The following is a 16,904-nucleotide window of genomic DNA, read 5'->3' as shown; positions in this document are numbered from 1 at the left end:
GGGCTCCGTTAGTACGGTGTGGTGCTGGGGAGTACGGCGGGGTGCTGAGGCTGCGAATGATCAGACGATGGAGCCGTCACGCAGACTCATCACGGGCATCACGGGCATCACGGGCGTCCTTCGAGGATCGCTTCGGGGATGTGGACCTTGGCCGCGGTGCTGGCGACGATCTCGTCCGAGGTGACGCCGGGCGCCGACTCGACGAGTTCCAGGCCGGTTCCGGTGATGTCCAGGACGCAGAGGTCGGTGATGATCCGGTTCACGCAGGCACGGCCGGTCAGCGGCAGCGCGCACTCCTCAAGGATCTTGGGGGAGCCGTCCTTCGCGGTGTGGGTCATCGCCACGATCACCGTGCGTGCCCCGTGCACCAGGTCCATGGCTCCGCCGATCCCAGTGATCATCTTCCCCGGGATCGCCCAGTTGGCCAGGTCCCCGCGCGCCGAGACCTGCATCGCGCCGAGCACCGCGACATCGATGTGGCCGCCGCGGATCATCCCGAAGGACAGCGCGGAGTCGAAGTAGGAGGCGCCGGGGCGGACGGTGACCGTCTCCTTGCCCGCATTGATCAGATCCGGGTCCACCTCGGACTCGGTGGGATACGGGCCCACGCCCAGGATGCCGTTCTCGGACTCCAGGACCACCTCGACGCCCTCGGGGAGGTAGTTGGGGATCAGCGTGGGCAGTCCGATGCCCAGGTTCACGTACTGGCCGTCGCGCAGTTCGCGTGCGGCGCGGGCTGCCATCTGCTCACGGGTCCAGGCCATCAGCTGCTCACCGTTCCCAGTGCCTCAGGCGCGGAAACCGTACGCCGCTCGATGTTCTTGTCCGTGGCCTGTGACGGGGTGAGGGCGAGCACGCGCTGGACGTAGATCCCCGGCAGGTGCACCGCGTCGGGGTCGATGGCGCCGGGCTCCACCAGCTCCTCGACCTCGGCGATCGTGATCCGTCCCGCCATCGCGGCAAGGGGGTTGAAGTTGCGGGTGGACTTGTTGAAGACGAGGTTCCCGTGCCGGTCGCCCTTGGCGGCCCGCACCAGCGCGAAGTCCGTGCGGATGCCGTGCTCGAGGACGTACTCCTCGCCGTCGAACTCCCGCACCTCCTTCGGCGGCGAGGCGAGGGCCACCCCGCCCGAGCCGTCGTAGCGCCACGGCAGCCCGCCGTCGGCGACCTGGGTGCCCACCCCGGCCGGCGTGTAGAACGCGGGGATTCCGCACCCTCCGGCCCGCAGCCGCTCGGCGAGCGTGCCCTGGGGGATCATCTCCACCTCCAGCTCACCGCCCAGGTACTGGCGGGCGAACTCCTTGTTGCCGCCGATGTACGACCCGGTCACCCGCGCGATCCGGCCCGCCGAGAGCAGCACGGCGAGCCCCGACTCCATGGCCCCGCAGTTGTTGGACACCACCCGCAGGCCCGACACGCCGGCTTCGTACAGCCCCGCGATCAGCACGCCGGGCACACCGCTGAGACCGAAGCCGCCCACCGCGAGCGACGCACCGTCCGGCACATCCGCCACCGCGTCGGCAGCGGAGGCCACCACCTTGTCCATCCGTCGAGCCCCATCTCTTCCAGCTCTTCCAGGCTTGCGATTCCCGGCCTTCGATGCCCGTCAATTAATCAGGGCACTGACTATCTACGCGAGATTGAACTTACGCTGCCACTCGTGACGTAAGGCGTCAAGGGCGGGTAGTGTTCAGTGCACCTACAGAAATTCTCAGGCGCGATGCAGTGGAGGACTCATGGCCTCGGTGGACCTGACCACCCACCCCGGGCACCTGGCCCGGCGGCTGCAGCAGGCGCACTATCTGCTGTGGAACACGATGGTCTCCGAGGAGATCACCTCGCCGCAGTTCGCCGTCCTGAACGCGCTCGTCGCCGAGCCCGGTCTCGATCAGCGCACCGTCGGCGAGCGGGTCGGCCTCGACCGCTCCACCATCGCGGAGGTCATCAGCCGCCTGATCCGCCGCGAGCTGCTCGACAAGGTGCGCGACCCGCAGGACGGCCGCCGGTATCTCCTGCACCTCACCGAAGAGGGCAAGCGCACGCACCGCAAGCTGACCGTGCGCACGGCCCGGATGAACCAGATCTTCCTCGGACCGCTCTCCGCGGACGAGCAGACCGTGTTCTTCGATCTGATCCAGCGGGTCTCCGAAGCGGCCGAGGGGCTCCGCAATCCCGCCGAGCCCCTCCCCGTCAACAGCCGCTGAGTCACGCCTTCGCGAACACCACCCACACCTGGCCCTTCGCGAAGGGCAGCTGCTCGCCGCCGTCCGCCGTGGTGAACTCCGTGCCGTCCTGCGGGGACGACCGCTCCCAGCGCGCGTCGTAGGCGCGGCCGTCCCGCAGGACCCGTGCCTTGCCTGAGCCGACGGTCTCGGTGAAGGGAGTGTTGTTGCCCGAGCGGTCGTGGAAGCGGGACTCGCGCACCTTCACGTACTGCACGACGACCGTGGCCGCGCCCAGCGTCTTGCCGTCGGCCGTGCGGGCCTGTCGCCCGTCCATGGAGACCAGCCAGCGCCCCCGCTCGGCCGACCAGTCGAAGGTGAACCGCGCCGCCGGGAAGCGGACGGTCCGCTCACGCTCCGGGGTGCCGCCCTTCGGGCGCGGGCCGAACCGGAAGCCCGTGCTGGCCAGGCCGCCCCCGCGCGGGTCCGCTTTCAGGGCTTCGGGGCGTACGAAGAGGTTGTGCGGGGCCACCTTGTCGCCTCCCCGGAAGTAGGCGTCGCCCGGTGCCTTGCCTGGAGACAGTGGGCGCAGCGGAGCCGACGAGATCAGCGGGAGGAGCTTCGACTGCGCCCCGGAGAACGCGAGCGCCGGATCGTCGAACTGCCGGAGCAGCTCCAGGTCCGTCTCCCGTGCGCTGCGCACCGGGCCGATTACCGGCGGCAACCGGCCCGCGTACACCGCCATCAGGCGGCTGAGACCCGCCTCGACCTGCTCCGCGTAGATGACGTCCGCCGCCTCAAGGCCCGTTTGCGGGCGTGCCGGGCCCACGTTGTCGATCTTCACGGCGAGTACGCGCCCTCCGCTGCCGCCCGGCACCTTCCCGTCGCCCCCGCTGGTGTCGCTCAGGGTGCAGCCGGGCGCGAGGCCCAAGGTGGCGACGGCCGCCACCGCCGCCACCGTCCTGCGTCGTGTCCGTTTCCGCGTTCCCATACCGGCTTCCTACCCCGTACGCCCCTGCTCTCCCGCCTCTCGGCCCCTCAGCTCTGCCCCTCAGCCCAGATCGAGGGCGTTGCGCAGACCGAGCCGGTAGCGCGTGCGGTCGTGGCGCTTGAGGAGTTCGATCGCCGGGGCGCGGAACAAGGAGGCCACCGTGCACGGTTTGGAATCCGAACCGACGCGTTCCAGGAGGGCATTCACCGCCTGTCGCGCCGAAGTGTTGGCGCCCTCCATCGTCGCGAGGTCGATCGGCACGGCCACGTAGTCGCCCGCCAGGTAGAGGTTGGGGATCTTCGTGGCGGCCGAAGGGCGGTTGTGGAGGGTGCCGACCGGGTGGATGAGGAGCTCGTCCTCGTTGGTCGGGTTCGGCGTCCCGATGCCGTCGACGCCCGGGTCGAGGAACCACGAGTGCAGTTTGCTGTCGCTCAGGACGACCTTGCCGGTGTCGTTGAGCGCGGCCTTGAGCTGGGCCCACACCTCCTTGGCGACCTCGTCGCGCGTGCATTGCTTGGCCGTCTTGCCGTACAGGATCCCCGGCTTGTCCCACTCGGAGATGTCCACGGAGAGGCACTCGACCGCGACGCCGTCTCCGTAGTCCGCGGGGAAGTCACGGTCCGGCCAGTGGCCCGCCTGCGCGATGCCGGTGAGCGACCAGGGCGAGTCGATGAGGTTGAAGTGCCCCTTCACGACGGGCGGGCGCTCCGTCAGATAGAACTGGATGCCCGTCATCCAGTCCGTCTTCAGTTGGTCGCAGCGCGCCAACTGCGGGTCGGCCGCCTTCAGTTCCGTACTCCACGTCGTGCGCGCGTGCTCCACCGGCATGGCCTGGATGTAGTGGTCGGCGGTGATGTCGCGGCGTACGCCGTCGGGATCCTCGATGACGGCCTTCGTGATGCGACCGCCCGCGAAGCCGAGCTGCCGCACGTTCCAGCCCATCCGGAACTCCACGCCGAGTGACTTCAGATGGGACACCCACGGGTCGAACCACGCCTCGTTCGTCGGCGCGTTCAGGATCCGGTCGGGCGGGCCGTCCGCGCCCTGGCCGAGGACGTTGAAGACGAAGGCCTCGCCGAGCGTGCCGACGGTGCGGGTGCTCGCCACCTCGGCCTTGGTGGCGACGATGTTGCGCGTGACGCCGATCGCGAGGATGCGCTGGTAGTCCTTCGACATCTTCTCGGCGCGCGTGAACTCCCACCAGGGCGTCGACTCCCAGGTGTCGTCCCGGCGTTCGTCGCAGCTGGTGAGGAAGACCAGGGCGCGGTTCACGAAGTACGCGGCCTCGTGCGCGGGCAGGTTGAACGCGGTGTCCAGGAGCGCGGTGAGCGCACGCGCGATGTCGTCCAGGGTGAGCTTCTCCGGCTCGCTGCCCGGCCAGGGGATCGGCATCCGGATGTCCTCGCGCCCGGTGCGCGCGAACGACATCTCGTGCGGCGCCGCGAGGTTGTCCCAGACGCCGTTCGCGTTCCCTGGGAACGGGATGCGGCGCATCGTGTCCGGGAGGTTGTGGTAGATCCCCGGGATGAAGCGGAACCCGTGCTCGCCGGGCAGCGGCTTGCGGTTGCCCTTCGCACTGTTCGGTACGTCCATGCTGCGCGCCTTGCCGCCCAGTGCCCGGCGTTCGTACACCGTGACGGCGAAGCCGCGCTCGGCGAGCTCATGGGCCGCGGTGAGTCCGGCGACACCGCCGCCGAGCACGGCCACGGACTGCCGTGCCGCGTCCGCTCGCGGGGCGTTGTCCTCGGCCGCCGCCGGTAGGGCCCCGACTCCCAGTGCCGCCACGCCGCCCGCCGCTGCCGCCCCCGCGACGAATGTCCGTCTCGTGCTGCCCGCAGCTCCCGAGTACCCCATGGACAGAACCCCTTACCGTCGGTAACTCCCGTATCAGGCGCAGGAGCTTACGGTCGCCGCCGGGGACGTGGAAGCGGCATGGGGGCGGGGGCCCGAACATTGGCGTGAATGCGCTGCCGGAGTGGGGGCGCGGCAGGGTGGTGTGACGTGCGGATGGCCGGAGTGCTAGCGCAGCACATCCGCCAGGTCGTACCGGACCGGCTCCTCCAGCTGGGAGAACGTACAGCTGTCAGGTGTACGGTCCGGTCGCCAGGTGCGGAACCGCGCCGTGTGCCGGAAGCGCTGCCCGCCCTCCATGTGGTCGTACGCGACCTCGCAGACGCGCTCGGGGCGCAGCGGTACCCAGGACAGGTCCTTCTTGCCCGACCAGCGGCTGGGCGCACCAGGCATCCGGGCCGTCTCATGCGCGGCCTCGTCGCCCCAGGCCGCCCAAGGATGACCTTCGGCCGACGCCGACTCCAGCCGCAGCGGCTCGAGTTCCTCCACCAGCTCCGCGCGCCGCTGCATGGAGAAGGCGGCGCAGACACCGACGTGCTGCAGGGTGCCCCCGTCGTCGTACAGGCCGAGGAGTAGCGAACCGACGATGGGCCCGCTCTTGTGGAAGCGGTAGCCCGCGACCACGCAGTCCGCCGTGCGCTCGTGCTTGATCTTGAACATGAGGCGTTCGTTCTGCCGATAGCGCAGGTCGGGCGGTTTCGCGATGACGCCGTCGAGTCCCGCGCCCTCGTACTGCTTGAACCACTCCCGGGCCAGCTCCGGGTCCATGGTCGCGGGCGCGAGATGAACGGGGGCGCTCACGCCTTCAAGGGCCTCGGTCAGCCGCGTACGACGGTCGGTGAGGGGAGCGTCGAGCAGAGCCTCGTCGTCCAGGGCAAGGAGGTCGAAGGCCACGAAGGAGGCCGGGGTGCGCTCGGCGAGGGTCCGGACCCGTGACTCGGCGGGGTGAATGCGCTCGGTGAGGGCGTCGAAGTCGAGATGGCCGTCCCGAGCGATCACGATCTCCCCGTCCAGGACGCAACGGGCGGGCAGGCGCTCGAGCAGAGCCTGGGCCAGCTCAGGGAAATAGCGGGTCAGCGGCTTGCCCGTGCGGCTGCCGATCTCCAGGTCATCGCCGTCGCGAAAGACGATCGCGCGAAAGCCGTCCCACTTGGCCTCGTACTGCATACCCGGGGGGATCTTCGCCACGGGTTTGGCGAGCATGGGCTTGACGGGGGGCATGACCGGCAGATCCATGGCTCAAATCTATGTGGGGTCCAGACAGCCCGCCTGTCCTGGCGATCTCGGCCGTCAGCGGTCACACTCCGATGAATCTCACCGTTTCCGTCATGTCCGCCCGCCCGGTACGCAGCCGTGGCACGCCTTCTTTCTCAAATCCCACTGAGATGCCGCAGAACAGCACGAGCTCGTCATCGGCTCCCACGGTTCGGCTGACGGTCTCGCGGTACATGGTCCACATCACTTGGGGGCAGCTGTGCAGCCCTTCCGCCCTCAGCAACAGCATGACCGTCTGCAAGTACATTCCCGCGTCACCCCACTGTCCGGGCCCCATCGCCCGGTCGAGGTAGCAGAACAAGACGACCGGCGCTCCGAACGCCTCCGAGTTCAAGGCAGCGATCTTCTGGGGCCGGTCGGGGTCGTCGCGCTCGATCCTCAGCGCTTCGTACCGCTGGGCCGCCGCAGCGGAGAAGCGGTCCAGATACGGCGAGGTCAGTTCGGCCGGGTACATCGGATACTCCCGCTCATCACCCGGGTCTCCCGCCAGTGCCCTGCCGGTCGCGCGCCTCTTCAGTTCGGCCAAAGGCTCGCCGGTTACGACATACAGCTGCCACGGCTGTAGGTTCCCGCTGGAAGGAGCCCGCGTCGCCGCGTTCAGCACTCGTTCGAGCACTTCCTTGGGCACCGGCTCATCGCTGAACGCCCGCACCGCCCGGCGACTGTCCACGGCCTCATACACATCCACCTCTTCGCGTCCTCTCATTCAACCGGGCAGCCCCTCCACCTGTCCCTGGCAAGGCACCTGACCTGGGCATTGTTGTCACGCCGCAGACCCATATGCCGATCCCGCCGCAATGTGTCACCTTCCACCCGGTATGCGGCTCTCGCGCCTTACGCCTAGCGTGGCCGCATGGGTGGTAAAGCGGTCGAGCTCGACGCGGGTGGGCGGACTGTGCGGATCTCAAGCGCCGACAAGGTCGTCTTTCCCGGGCCGGGCTTCACCAAGCTGGACGTCGCTCGCTACTTTCTCGCAGTCGGCGACGGGATCGTACGCGCCCTGCGGGACCGCCCCACGACGCTTCAGCGCTTCCCGGACGGCGTCACCGGCGAGTTCTTCTACCAGAAGCGCGCCCCCAAGAATCTCCCCGACTGGATTCCCACCGGCACCATCGCCTTTCCCAGCGGCCGCACCGCCGAGGAGATCTGCCCCACGGAAGTCGCCGCGGTCATCTGGGCCGCCCAGTTCAACACCCTCACCTTCCATCCCTGGCCGGTACGGCGCGACGACCCCGATCACCCCGACGAACTCCGCATCGACCTGGACCCGCAGCCCGGCACGGACTACGCCGATGCGGTGCGTGCCGCCCATGAACTCCGGGCCGTCCTGGAGGAGTTCGGGCTCCAGGGGTGGCCCAAGACCTCCGGCGGGCGCGGGCTGCACGTCTTTGTGCCGATCGAGCCGCGGTGGGACTTCACCGGCGTACGGCGGGCCGTGATCGCCTGCGGTCGCGAGCTGGAGCGGCGGATGCCGGACGCGGTCACCACCGCGTGGTGGAAGGAGGAGCGGGGCGAGCGGATCTTCGTCGATTTCAACCAGACCGCCCGCGACCGGACCATCGCCTCCGCCTACTCGGTACGGCCCCGGCCGAACGCGCCCGTGTCGGCGCCGCTGCGCTGGGACGAGGTCGACGACGCGGTGCCGGAGGACTTCGACATCGGCACCATGCCGGAGCGGTTCGGGCAAGTCGGTGATGTGCACGCTGACATGGAGAAGCACGCCTTCTCCCTGGACGCGCTCCTCGAACTCGCCGACCGGGACGAACGGGACCGTGGCCTCGGCGACCTGCCCTATCCGCCCGAGTACCCGAAGATGCCGGGCGAGCCGAAGCGGGTGCAGCCGAGCCGGGCCAGGCATGAGGAGTGAGTGACAGCGGCCCCCGCTCCCCCGGACAGCGCATTCCGGGGGAGCGGGGGCCGAAGCCGGTGCAGGAAGTCGCCGGCTACAGCTCCTTCACCCTGATGTCCCGGTACGAGATCACATCCGTGACCCCATGCACCTGCAACCCGACATAGCCGGACGAGTACCGCCGCCCGTCCGTGCCCGGGTCGTCGCCGCGCGGTGGCGTGAAGTCCTGGCCGCCCGTGTTGTCGAACTCGTTCAGGAGGACTCCGTTGCGGTAGATCGAGTAGTGCTGGTCCACCACCTTGATCTCGTAGTCGTTCCACGTGCCCTTCGGGGTGACTCCGGCGCCGCCGAGGCCCACCCGGTCGAAGCCGTAGATCGAGCCCGTCTTGTACATGTCGCCGTCAGGCTTGTCGAGCACCTGGACCTCGTGCCCGTACTTGATGGCGACCCACTCCGGACGCGGCTCCTCCGGGTGGTCGTGGACCTGCGGGAAGCGAACGAAGACGCCGCCGTTGGCGTTGCCGTTGGCCGGTGCGTCGTCACGCCACTGGAGCTTCAGCGAGAAGTCGCCGTACTTGCGCTGCGGGAACCACAACATGCCCATGCCCTCGACGGTGGTGCTGCTGGTGATCGAACCGTCGGCGTTCAGGCCGAACTTGCCGCCGCCGACCTGCTCCCACTTGTTCAGGGAGTCCTGGGTGCCGTCGAAGATCTTGCGGTAGCCCTCGGTCTGGCCCGGCTTGCCGATGCCGGACTGCTTGGCGGCGCGGTTGATCTTGTTGTACTCGCGCTGGTCGATCTCGCCGGCCTTCAGGAGCTTGTCCGTGACGCTCTTGACGTGCTTCAGGAAGAGCGCCTGGGACGTCCACTCCTTCTCGTCCTCGATCAACTCGTTGATGCGGCACCGGTTGTTGGTGACCCGGTTCGGGATGCCCGTGTCGACCGTGCCGACGAAGACAGTCGACCGCTCGTCGAACTCGGCGCAGTTGGGTGCCGGAACCCCGCCGCCCTCCGCGACCGTGAAGGAGACGTTCTTCGCCTCCGACGCGTTGCCCGCCTTGTCGCTCGCGCGGTACGCCACCGTGTGGCGGCCCACGCGGTCGACGACGACCGGGGCGGAGTAGGCGAGATACGGGCCGCCGTCGAGCGAGTACTCGACCTTGTCGACACCCGAATCGGCGTCGGTCGCGGTGACCGTCACCTTCGCCTTGCCGACGTACGCGCCGTCCGAGTCCTTGTCACCCTCGACCTTCGCGGTGGTCTCCGGCGGCGTCTTGTCCTCCACCGGCGGTGTGACCACGGTGAATTCGACGGACTTTTCGGCCGCCTGGTTGCCCGCCTTGTCAGAGGCGCGGTAGCGGATCTTGTGGGCGCCCGCCGCGTGGACCATGACCGGCGCGGTGTACGCCGTCCACTCGGCGCCGTCGCCGACCGCGTACTCGATCTTGTTGACGCCGGAGCCGGTGTCGGACGCCGTCACGGTGACGGTCGCCATCCCGATGTATTCGCCCTTGTCGTTCTTCTCGCCGGTCACCGTCGCCGAGGTCTCCGGAGGCGTCTTGTCGTCGGTCGGCGGCGCGACCACCGTGAAGTCGACGGCCTTCTCCGCCGCCACGTTGCCCGCCTTGTCGCTCGCGCGGTAGCGGATCTTGTGGGTGCCGACCTGGTCGACGACCACGGGCGCCGTGTACGGCTGCCAGGCGCCGTCGGCCCCGACCGCGTACTCGGTCTTGTCGACGCCCGAACCCGCGTCCGTCGCCGTCACCGAGACGGTGGCGGAACCGACGTACGCGCCATCGGCGTTGGTCTGTCCCTCGGCCTTGGCCGCCGTCTCGGGAGCAGTGGTGTCCTCGCCGCCGCCCTCGCTGACCACGAGGATGCCCTGCATCGAGCTGTGGCCGGGGATCGTGCAGTGGTAGCGGTAACGGCCGGGCGTGAGGGTGACCTCCGCCGTGTACTTGCCGCCCTGGTCGTCGTTCGGGTTGGCCATGATGTTCAGCGGTACGTCGTTGTTGTACTCGGGGTCCGAGACGTCGAACGTCAGCGTGTGCGGCATACCGGTGTCGTTGCCGGTCGCCGCGCTGTTCTCGAGGACGATCGTCGTCGCGCCCGCGACCGCCGTGGTGGGCGCGGAGGCGTACTTGGTGATGTCGTTGTTCGCGGTCCAGGTCAGTGTCTGGGCCGCCGCCGGGCCCGGGACGTCGGGCTGGCCGGCCGCCGTCGACGTCAGGCCCAGCACCATCAGGAGCGACGCGAAAAGCGCCGTCCAGAGTCTTCGCTTGCGTACCGCGGGAATCGTCATCCTGCCCTCCTTGCCAGGTCCTTGGCGGCCGGTGTGGCCTCGCCGCCCGAGTAAGTGACGCGCCACAGCGCCGACTTGGCGTCCGAGGTGAAGAACCCTCGGCCGTAGTCGAGGACGTAGAGCGAACCGTCGGGGGCGAACTTCCAGTCCATGAGGTTCTTGATGCCGTCGTTGCCGATCGGGATGATCTTCTTCAGGGATTCGGCATGGGTCGGCAGGCCGCCGCTGCCGACCGTCTTCGGGTCGGTCAGGACCGCGTGCCGGGGCTGGTCGGCGTCGTAGAAGTCGCCGACGAACCACTTGCCGTCCCAGTACGAGGGCCACTTGTCGGCGCTCGTGCTCGCCGCGTCGTAGCGGTAGACCGGGCCGTTCATCGTGGCCTGGCCGCCGCCCTTGAGCCACGGCAGGAGCGTCTTCTGCTCCGACGTCTGGTAACTCGGGATACCGTTCGCGTCACGTGGGTAGTCGACTCCGCCGCCCTGTGGCGAGTACCAGATGTTGTTCGGCTCGGCCGGCGGGATGTTCACCAGACCGTCGTTGTTGGGCGACTCGTTCTTGAGCTTCTTGCAGTCGTACCAGCCGAGCGGCTTCGTCGGGTCCGGCAGATTGCGGTCGCGGTAGGGCTGGTTGTTGCCCATGCAGTACGGCCAGCCGCGGTTGGACGCGTGGGTGATCGCGGCGAACGTGTCGTACTTCGCCGGGCCCCACGTCGTCGACGGCTCCCCGGCATCGGGACCGACCCAGCCCGCGTAAAGGGTGTCGGTCTTCTTGTCCACGGAGATGCGCGCCGGGTTCCTGACACCCATCACATAGATCTCGCCGCGCGTCTTGCCGCCGCCCTCGTCCGGCTCCTTGCCGGTGAAGAGGTTGCCGTCGGGGAGTGTGTACGTCCCGTCGGTCTCCGGGTGGATGCGCAGGATCTTGCCGTTGAGGTTGTTGGTGTTGCCCGCCGTGCGGCGCGCGTCGGCGAAGGAGACGCCCTTGAAGTTGGGCTGCGGGTTGTTGCCCGAGTAACCGCCGCTGAAACCGGAGGAGTTGTTGTCACCGGTCGCGATGTAGAGATTGCCCTTGGAGTCCCAGGCCATCCCGCCGCCCGCGTGGCAGCAGCTGTGGATCTGCACCGGCCACTTGAGCAGGACCTTCTCGCTGGCCAGATCCAGCTTGTTCGTGGCCTGGTCGAGCGTGAAGCGCGAGACGTAGCGCTCGGCCATGTGCGTCTCACGGTTGATCTTCGAGTGGGGTGTGTAGTGCAGATACACCCAGCCGTTCTGCTCGAACTTCGGGTCCAACTCGATGCCGAGCAGGCCCTCTTCGACCTTGATCAGCTCATCGCCGCCGCCCTTGTTGCCGAAGATGGTGAGCGCTCCGGCGAGCGTCGACTTCTTCGTCCTGGGGTCGTAGACGTGGATCTCGCCCTTGCCCTTGCCGATGTCCGGGTTGTTCCAGTCGGTGACGACCGGCTGCGAGGAGTCGGCGCCGCCCCGGCCGATGTAGAAGACGCGGCCGTCGGGCGCGGTGACCAGGCCGTGCGGCTCGCCGATCTGGTCGTTCTGGCCCGGCTGGTTGGGCTGGGTCAGGCGCTGCGCCTTGTAGTTGGCGGTGATCGTCGACTTGCAGTCGGCGCGTGAGATGCGGGTCGTCCAGTTCAGGGCGCCGCGCAGGTGCTGACGGAAGTCGGTTTCGTCGTACGAGGATGCCGTGCCGCCCATTCCGGTGTAGAAGGAGCGCCCGCCGTCGTAGTCACGGCACCAGGAGACCGGGTGGTCGGCGCCGTTCTTGCTCTCGCCCGGCTGGTACGTCGACTCGCGCACGCGGGCCACGGTGTGGACCTCACCGGTCGGGTTCTTGGTCCAGTTCAGCCACTGGTCGGGGCGCTTCCACTGAAGGGGCAGGTCCTTGGTGGCCGGATTCTCCCGGTCGCCGACCTCGACGGTGGCGCGCTGGACGTTCGTCGGGCTGGAGTCGGCGGGACGTGCGCCGATCAGGCCGGTGAACCAGTTCGAGTACGGCTCGGCGCGGGCCGCGTCATGGATGCCGAGGAAACCGCCGCCCGCCTCCATGTAGGTCTCGAGGCCCGCTTCCTGCTCGGGGTCGAGGACGTCGCCGCCGCCGGTCAGGAAGGCGACCGCGTTGAACTTGCCGAGCTTGGCCTCGTTCGTGAAGACCGCCGGGTCGTCCGTCGCCTCGATCTTGAACCGCTGGTCGGCCGGTCCTGAGAGGCCGATCTTCTCGATGGCCTCGATACCCGCGTTGACGACAGGGGACTCGTCGCCGCCAGCGGCGGAGCCGTGGAAGACGAGTACGCGTACGTTCGCCTGGCCGGGAGGTGACGGCAGGGACATCGTTGTCAACGGTGGCTCGGGATAGGGCCGCGCGGTGGCGGCCTGTGCGGAGAGCGCGCCGGTGACCATGGCCCCGGAGAGCAGGGCGGCGGCCCAGGCGCGGCGCGAGCGGATCAGGTCACGGGTCCGGGCCTTGCTCCGGTTCCACCGCTGATCCTGTTCGTGGCGGTTCGGTCTGCGTCTGACTCTGCTCAACCCTCGTACAGCCAACGGTTCTTGATGCGGTGTGAGCCGCATGAGTACACCCACCCCTCGTCGGTCACAGCAACAGGCGCGGATGAAGCTAGACCTCTTTTCGCCACTCGCCAATAGGTAACACCGGAATGCCGCTAACTTTGTCCTGAGTGTGGATAAACAAAGATCCCCCCGATACCGTGTGGCCGTCTCGGGGGCTACCTGCGCCCCGTCAGTCTCCGTACCGCAGTGGGGAGTTCGGCATGGACAGACGGAGCTTCAACCGGCGGATGCTCGTGGGCGGGGCGGCCGCGACGGCCGGGGTGACATCGTTGTCTCTCGCTTCCGCGCCCGAGGCGAGCACGGCCGAGAGCGCACCGAGGACGGCGCCGGCGGGCGGCGAGGTGCGCCGCATCAAGATGTACGCCGAGAAGCTGCCCGACGGGCAAATGGGCTACGGCCTGGAGAAGGGCAAGGCGTCCATCCCCGGACCGCTCATCGAGCTGAACGAGGGCGACACCCTGCACATCGAGTTCGAGAACACGATGGACGTGAACGCCAGCCTGCACGTCCACGGCATGGACTACGAGATCTCCAGCGACGGCACCAAGCACACCAGGAGCGATGTCGAGCCGGGCGGCAAGCGGACCTACACCTGGCGCACACACGCGCCCGGCCGCCGCAAGGACGGCACCTGGCGCCCCGGCACCGCGGGCTACTGGCACTACCACGACCACGTCGTGGGCACCGACCACGGAACCGGCGGCCTGCGCAAGGGTCTCTACGGTCCGCTGATCGTGCGCCGCAAGGGCGACCTGCTGCCGGACAAGACCTTCACCATCGTCTTCAACGACATGACGATCAACAACAAGGCGGGCCACGAAAGCCCCAACTTCGAGGCCACGGTGGGGGATCGGGTCGAGTTCGTCTCGATCACGCACGGCGAGTACTACCACACGTTCCACATTCACGGTCACCGCTGGGCGGACAACCGCACGGGCCTGCTCACCGGCCCCGACGACCCGAGCCAGATCCTCGACGACAAGATCACCGGGCCGGGGGACTCGTTCGGCTTCCAGGTCATCGCGGGGGAGGGCGTGGGGGCGGGCGCCTGGATGTACCACTGCCATGTCCAGAGCCACTCGGACATGGGGATGGTGGGCCTCTTCTTGGTGAAGAAGGCGGACGGGACGATCCCGGACTACGAGCCGCATCATGCCGCCGCCGGGGCCGCGGAGAAGTCGGAGAAGTCCGGGAAGTCCGAGGGATCCGAGGAGTCCGGTCACGATCACGGCTAGGCCGATTCGTATCACGGCCAGGCCGTTTCGTTCGGGCCGTCCGGGGTGATCGTCAATCGGTCCGGGCGCCCAGGCTCCGCGCCAGGGCGGGGATCATCACCGTCGCGGGGACGAGGTGCAGTCCGACGAGAGCGGCGGTGGTGGCGGTGTCTGCCCCGGAGAGGAGGGGCGGGACGAACGAGATGGCGGTCAGCGACACTGCCGTCCACACGAATCGCTTGGCCGGGAGAGCGCTCCAACGAAGAAGAGCGACGGCGATGACGATGCCCACGACCGAGAAGAAGCCGGTCACCACGGCGAACCCGGACAACGGGATCGTCTCACCACCGTCGGGGAGCTCGAAGCCGACGCCGGCGGCCCGGGCGAGCGCAGCGGCGAGGGTGGTGGCCGCCACCGCTGCGAGCGCGGCAACGAAGCCGGTGCCGGCGAGCCCGCGGAATCGGTGGGTGCGGCTGGGCAGGACCGCTGCCGGGCCTGCGGCGACCTGGGTGTCAATCGTGCTGTTCATGTCGTTCCTCCATCATTCGGTACCTGGCGTACGGGTGTGTTGACCGGCATGTGAGGTCCTGGCCCCGGGGGTGACGATGCGCACCCTCGCCGTGCGACGGCCGGGGTTGCGCAGAGCGCGGGCGCCGGTGCCCTGGAGCCAGAACCCGGCGCCGCGTCCGAGGACCGGTCCGGGCTCGCCGTCGCGCAGCTCCAGCTGCACCCGCCCGCGGGTGACGACGCCGAACGCGTCACGCCAGTCCGCCGCGACCACCGCGACACGCGAGCCGCCGCGCAGCGCGAGCGTCCACATCGGGACTACTCCGTGCCGTCCGCCGGCAGACGTTCCGGCAGCCCGAGCCGCGGGAACTGGTCGTCGTGGAACGAGACGATCTCGGTGATCGCCCCGCCGGTGACGCGCAGGACGTCGATCGCCAGCGGCAGGTACGCGCCCTCCGGCTTCTGCCAGAGGTAGTAGGCGACGGCGGGCTGCCGGTTCACGGAGGTGGGGACGGCGCGCAGGCCCGTCATGCCCTCGAAGCCGCTCTCGGTCCAGTAGTTCACCACCGTGTCGCGGCCGACGTACAGGCCCGGTGTGGGCGGCATCGAGCAGCGGACGTCGTCCCGCAGCAGTGTGGCGAGCCGGTCGACGTCCGTGGCCACGCTGGCGTCGGTGTAGCGGCGCACCAGCTCGCGCGTCCCTGCGTCCTCCTCGCCGCCGGTCCAGTCCTGCCGCTCCGCGGGCAGGTGCTCCCGCATACCGGCGCGGGCCCGTTGCAGTGCGCTGTTCACGGAGTTGACGGAGTCCCCGAGGAGCTCCGCGACGTCCTTCGCCGGCCAGCCGAGCACGTCCCGCAGGATCAGCACGGCCCGCGGGCGCGGCGCGAGGTGCTGGACCGCGACCAGGTACGCCAGCTCGATCGTCTCCCGCGCGACGGCGACGGTCTCCGGCTCGTCCGCGTCGCCCGCGGGCAGCTCGTCGAGCAGGCGGTCCGGGTAGGGCTGCAGCCACAGCACCTCACCGCCGGTCGCGGGCTCCGGGCGGCGTTTGGCGAGCAGGTCCAGGCAGGCGTTGGTGGCGATCCGGTACAGCCAGGCCCGGAAGGTCGACCGCCCCTCGAAGGTCTCCCGCCGCCGCCAGGCACGGAGGAACGTCTCCTGCACGGTGTCCTCGGCGTCCTCGAACGACCCGAGCATCCGGTAGCAGTGCACGTGCAGCTCCCGCCGGTGCCGCTCCGCAAGCCCCGAGAACGCGGGCTCGTCGGCCTCGCCCAACCCGCTCACGCCCAGTTCCTCCAGCTGCTTGTCCGTACTCATCACGTCATCCTTCCGTCGTGTCGTGTCCCGTCGTAGGTATGACGGGTGCGGGCGCGACAACTCATCACCGGGGTCGGTCGGCATGGCTGAGCGTCTTCTGGTGCGCCGAAGCCCCCTAGAGTTGCCACATGCGGTCGACCTGGGGGTTGGTAGTGGGCGGGGCTGCTGCCCTGGCCTGGGGTGAGTGGTTGAATCGGCGCTGGTCTCGAACGCTCGTCGGGAACCGTGACGGTGTACTCGTCGGGAACGTCGACGGTGCGTCCGAGGCCGTGGTGGTGCCGGGCTACCGCAATCCGCACGCGGTGATCAACGTCATCAACCGGTGGCGAGTCCGTGCCGGGCTGCGGTCGATCGCCGCCGACCGTGCGCACGACACCCGGGTGATCTTCAGTGGCGGTGCGACCGGCAGCGGTCCCGCGGAAGCCCAGTTGATGGCCGACTACGCGAAATCCGCGTTCGGATTCGACGGCCACGTACTCATCGAGGACCAGAGCAGGACGACATGGGAGAACGTGACGAACGTGATCCCACTGCTCGAAGGCGTCGACCGCATCAAGATCGCCTCGCAGCCGGCTCACGCACTCAAGGTCCGCGTGTACGTGCGTCGGCAGCGCCCTGATCTCGCTGAGCGTCTCGTGCCGGCGGGTGACTACCGCCTCGGCGAGTGGATCCTCCTCAAACCGCTGCTGGCTCTGTACGGACTCTGGACGCTGCGCGGTCTCAAAGCCGCCGAACGGAAGATCTCGCTCTAGCCGGCCGCTCTCGGCGCGTCGGCCCTTCTGGTCGTCGTGTGGAGATCCTGTAGGACACCGGGATCCGCTCGGTATCCCTTTGCCCAGAGGTGCACGGTGGGTGCA

At 68.8% G+C, this 16,904-nt stretch carries 15 protein-coding genes; 4 read left to right on the top strand and 11 right to left on the bottom strand.

The window, feature by feature from the left end; genetic code table 11:
* Positions 1 to 107: 107 nt before the first annotated feature.
* The gene (locus ACGFSB_RS05035; RefSeq protein ID WP_393394224.1) at positions 108 to 764 is read right to left on the bottom strand and encodes a CoA transferase subunit B; all 657 of its coding nucleotides are present in this window, start codon (positions 762 to 764) and stop codon (positions 108 to 110) included.
* Complete coding sequence (locus ACGFSB_RS05030) at positions 764 to 1,546, bottom strand: CoA transferase subunit A (RefSeq protein ID WP_393394221.1); 783 nt, start codon at positions 1,544 to 1,546, stop codon at positions 764 to 766. Before ACGFSB_RS05030 ends, ACGFSB_RS05035 begins: the two co-directional genes overlap by 1 nt.
* Positions 1,547 to 1,736: 190 nt before the next feature.
* Here ACGFSB_RS05030 and ACGFSB_RS05025 point away from each other — a divergent pair, with 190 nt between their 5' ends.
* The gene (locus ACGFSB_RS05025) at positions 1,737 to 2,204 is read left to right on the top strand and encodes a MarR family winged helix-turn-helix transcriptional regulator (RefSeq protein ID WP_393394218.1); all 468 of its coding nucleotides are present in this window, start codon (positions 1,737 to 1,739) and stop codon (positions 2,202 to 2,204) included.
* Between the two features lies 1 nt (position 2,205).
* Here the strand turns inward: ACGFSB_RS05025 and ACGFSB_RS05020 are convergent, their stop codons facing one another.
* From ACGFSB_RS05020 to ACGFSB_RS05005, 4 genes are all read right to left on the bottom strand, one after another.
* Positions 2,206 to 3,153: a DUF3048 domain-containing protein gene (locus ACGFSB_RS05020; RefSeq protein WP_393394215.1), complete on the bottom strand. Its 948-nt coding sequence runs from the start codon at positions 3,151 to 3,153 to the stop codon at positions 2,206 to 2,208.
* Between the two features lie 60 nt (positions 3,154 to 3,213).
* Positions 3,214 to 5,007, bottom strand: a complete 1,794-nt coding sequence (locus tag ACGFSB_RS05015; RefSeq protein WP_393394213.1) for an FAD-dependent oxidoreductase — start codon at positions 5,005 to 5,007, stop codon at positions 3,214 to 3,216.
* A 165-nt stretch (positions 5,008 to 5,172) separates the two neighbouring features.
* Positions 5,173 to 6,240, bottom strand: coding sequence for an ATP-dependent DNA ligase (locus ACGFSB_RS05010; RefSeq protein ID WP_393394210.1), 1,068 nt, complete (start codon positions 6,238 to 6,240; stop codon positions 5,173 to 5,175).
* A gap of 61 nt (positions 6,241 to 6,301) precedes the next feature.
* Positions 6,302 to 6,967: a nitroreductase gene (locus ACGFSB_RS05005; RefSeq protein ID WP_393395748.1), complete on the bottom strand. Its 666-nt coding sequence runs from the start codon at positions 6,965 to 6,967 to the stop codon at positions 6,302 to 6,304.
* 165 nt (positions 6,968 to 7,132) lie between these two features.
* Here ACGFSB_RS05005 and ligD point away from each other — a divergent pair, with 165 nt between their 5' ends.
* Positions 7,133 to 8,146, top strand: a complete 1,014-nt coding sequence (ligD, locus tag ACGFSB_RS05000) for a non-homologous end-joining DNA ligase (protein ID WP_393394207.1) — start codon at positions 7,133 to 7,135, stop codon at positions 8,144 to 8,146.
* 76 nt (positions 8,147 to 8,222) lie between these two features.
* Here the strand turns inward: ligD and ACGFSB_RS04995 are convergent, their stop codons facing one another.
* Positions 8,223 to 10,430 (bottom strand): OmpL47-type beta-barrel domain-containing protein, encoded by a 2,208-nt coding sequence (locus tag ACGFSB_RS04995; protein WP_393394204.1) that lies wholly within the window; start codon positions 10,428 to 10,430, stop codon positions 8,223 to 8,225.
* Entirely contained in the window at positions 10,427 to 12,841 is a 2,415-nt protein-coding gene (locus ACGFSB_RS04990; RefSeq protein WP_393395745.1) for a ThuA domain-containing protein, read from the bottom strand. The genes ACGFSB_RS04995 and ACGFSB_RS04990 overlap by 4 nt, the downstream gene beginning before the upstream one ends.
* Positions 12,842 to 13,209: 368 nt before the next feature.
* On the opposite strand from ACGFSB_RS04990, the gene ACGFSB_RS04985 reads away from it, so the two are divergent.
* Positions 13,210 to 14,244: a multicopper oxidase domain-containing protein gene (locus ACGFSB_RS04985; RefSeq protein WP_393394201.1), complete on the top strand. Its 1,035-nt coding sequence runs from the start codon at positions 13,210 to 13,212 to the stop codon at positions 14,242 to 14,244.
* 52 nt (positions 14,245 to 14,296) lie between these two features.
* Here the strand turns inward: ACGFSB_RS04985 and ACGFSB_RS04980 are convergent, their stop codons facing one another.
* From ACGFSB_RS04980 to ACGFSB_RS04970, 3 genes are read right to left on the bottom strand one after another with little or no spacing between them, the layout of a single operon-like run.
* On the bottom strand, positions 14,297 to 14,752 hold the full coding sequence (locus tag ACGFSB_RS04980; protein WP_393394198.1) for a DUF6069 family protein: 456 nt from the start codon (positions 14,750 to 14,752) through the stop codon (positions 14,297 to 14,299).
* Positions 14,753 to 14,764: 12 nt separating this feature from the next.
* On the bottom strand, positions 14,765 to 15,043 hold the full coding sequence (locus tag ACGFSB_RS04975; protein WP_393394196.1) for a hypothetical protein: 279 nt from the start codon (positions 15,041 to 15,043) through the stop codon (positions 14,765 to 14,767).
* A gap of 5 nt (positions 15,044 to 15,048) precedes the next feature.
* Positions 15,049 to 16,047 (bottom strand): RNA polymerase subunit sigma-70, encoded by a 999-nt coding sequence (locus ACGFSB_RS04970; RefSeq protein ID WP_393394193.1) that lies wholly within the window; start codon positions 16,045 to 16,047, stop codon positions 15,049 to 15,051.
* Between the two features lie 128 nt (positions 16,048 to 16,175).
* On the opposite strand from ACGFSB_RS04970, the gene ACGFSB_RS04965 reads away from it, so the two are divergent.
* Entirely contained in the window at positions 16,176 to 16,799 is a 624-nt protein-coding gene (locus ACGFSB_RS04965) for a YdcF family protein (protein WP_393394190.1), read from the top strand.
* The last annotated feature ends 105 nt before the right edge of the window (positions 16,800 to 16,904 follow it).

The sequence above is a fragment of the Streptomyces sp. NPDC048441 genome, assembly GCF_043200235.1.
Classification (GTDB): domain Bacteria; phylum Actinomycetota; class Actinomycetes; order Streptomycetales; family Streptomycetaceae; genus Streptomyces.
Note: the sequence above shows the minus strand (reverse complement) of the source record. Positions and strands in the feature narration are given on the sequence as shown.

Coding starts and splice junctions, on each gene's coding strand:
- ACGFSB_RS04965 (WP_393394190.1), top strand. CDS start 16,176: ATGCGGTCGACCTGGGGGTTGGTAGTGGGCGGGGCTGCTGCCCTGGCC.
- ACGFSB_RS04980 (WP_393394198.1), bottom strand. CDS start 14,752: ATGAACAGCACGATTGACACCCAGGTCGCCGCAGGCCCGGCAGCGGTC.
- ligD (WP_393394207.1), top strand. CDS start 7,133: ATGGGTGGTAAAGCGGTCGAGCTCGACGCGGGTGGGCGGACTGTGCGG.
- ACGFSB_RS04990 (WP_393395745.1), bottom strand. CDS start 12,841: ATGGTCACCGGCGCGCTCTCCGCACAGGCCGCCACCGCGCGGCCCTAT.
- ACGFSB_RS05035 (WP_393394224.1), bottom strand. CDS start 764: ATGGCCTGGACCCGTGAGCAGATGGCAGCCCGCGCCGCACGCGAACTG.
- ACGFSB_RS04995 (WP_393394204.1), bottom strand. CDS start 10,430: ATGACGATTCCCGCGGTACGCAAGCGAAGACTCTGGACGGCGCTTTTC.
- ACGFSB_RS05015 (WP_393394213.1), bottom strand. CDS start 5,007: ATGGGGTACTCGGGAGCTGCGGGCAGCACGAGACGGACATTCGTCGCG.
- ACGFSB_RS05030 (WP_393394221.1), bottom strand. CDS start 1,546: ATGGACAAGGTGGTGGCCTCCGCTGCCGACGCGGTGGCGGATGTGCCG.
- ACGFSB_RS04970 (WP_393394193.1), bottom strand. CDS start 16,047: ATGAGTACGGACAAGCAGCTGGAGGAACTGGGCGTGAGCGGGTTGGGC.
- ACGFSB_RS05020 (WP_393394215.1), bottom strand. CDS start 3,153: ATGGGAACGCGGAAACGGACACGACGCAGGACGGTGGCGGCGGTGGCG.
- ACGFSB_RS04985 (WP_393394201.1), top strand. CDS start 13,210: ATGGACAGACGGAGCTTCAACCGGCGGATGCTCGTGGGCGGGGCGGCC.
- ACGFSB_RS05010 (WP_393394210.1), bottom strand. CDS start 6,240: ATGGATCTGCCGGTCATGCCCCCCGTCAAGCCCATGCTCGCCAAACCC.
- ACGFSB_RS05025 (WP_393394218.1), top strand. CDS start 1,737: ATGGCCTCGGTGGACCTGACCACCCACCCCGGGCACCTGGCCCGGCGG.
- ACGFSB_RS04975 (WP_393394196.1), bottom strand. CDS start 15,043: ATGTGGACGCTCGCGCTGCGCGGCGGCTCGCGTGTCGCGGTGGTCGCG.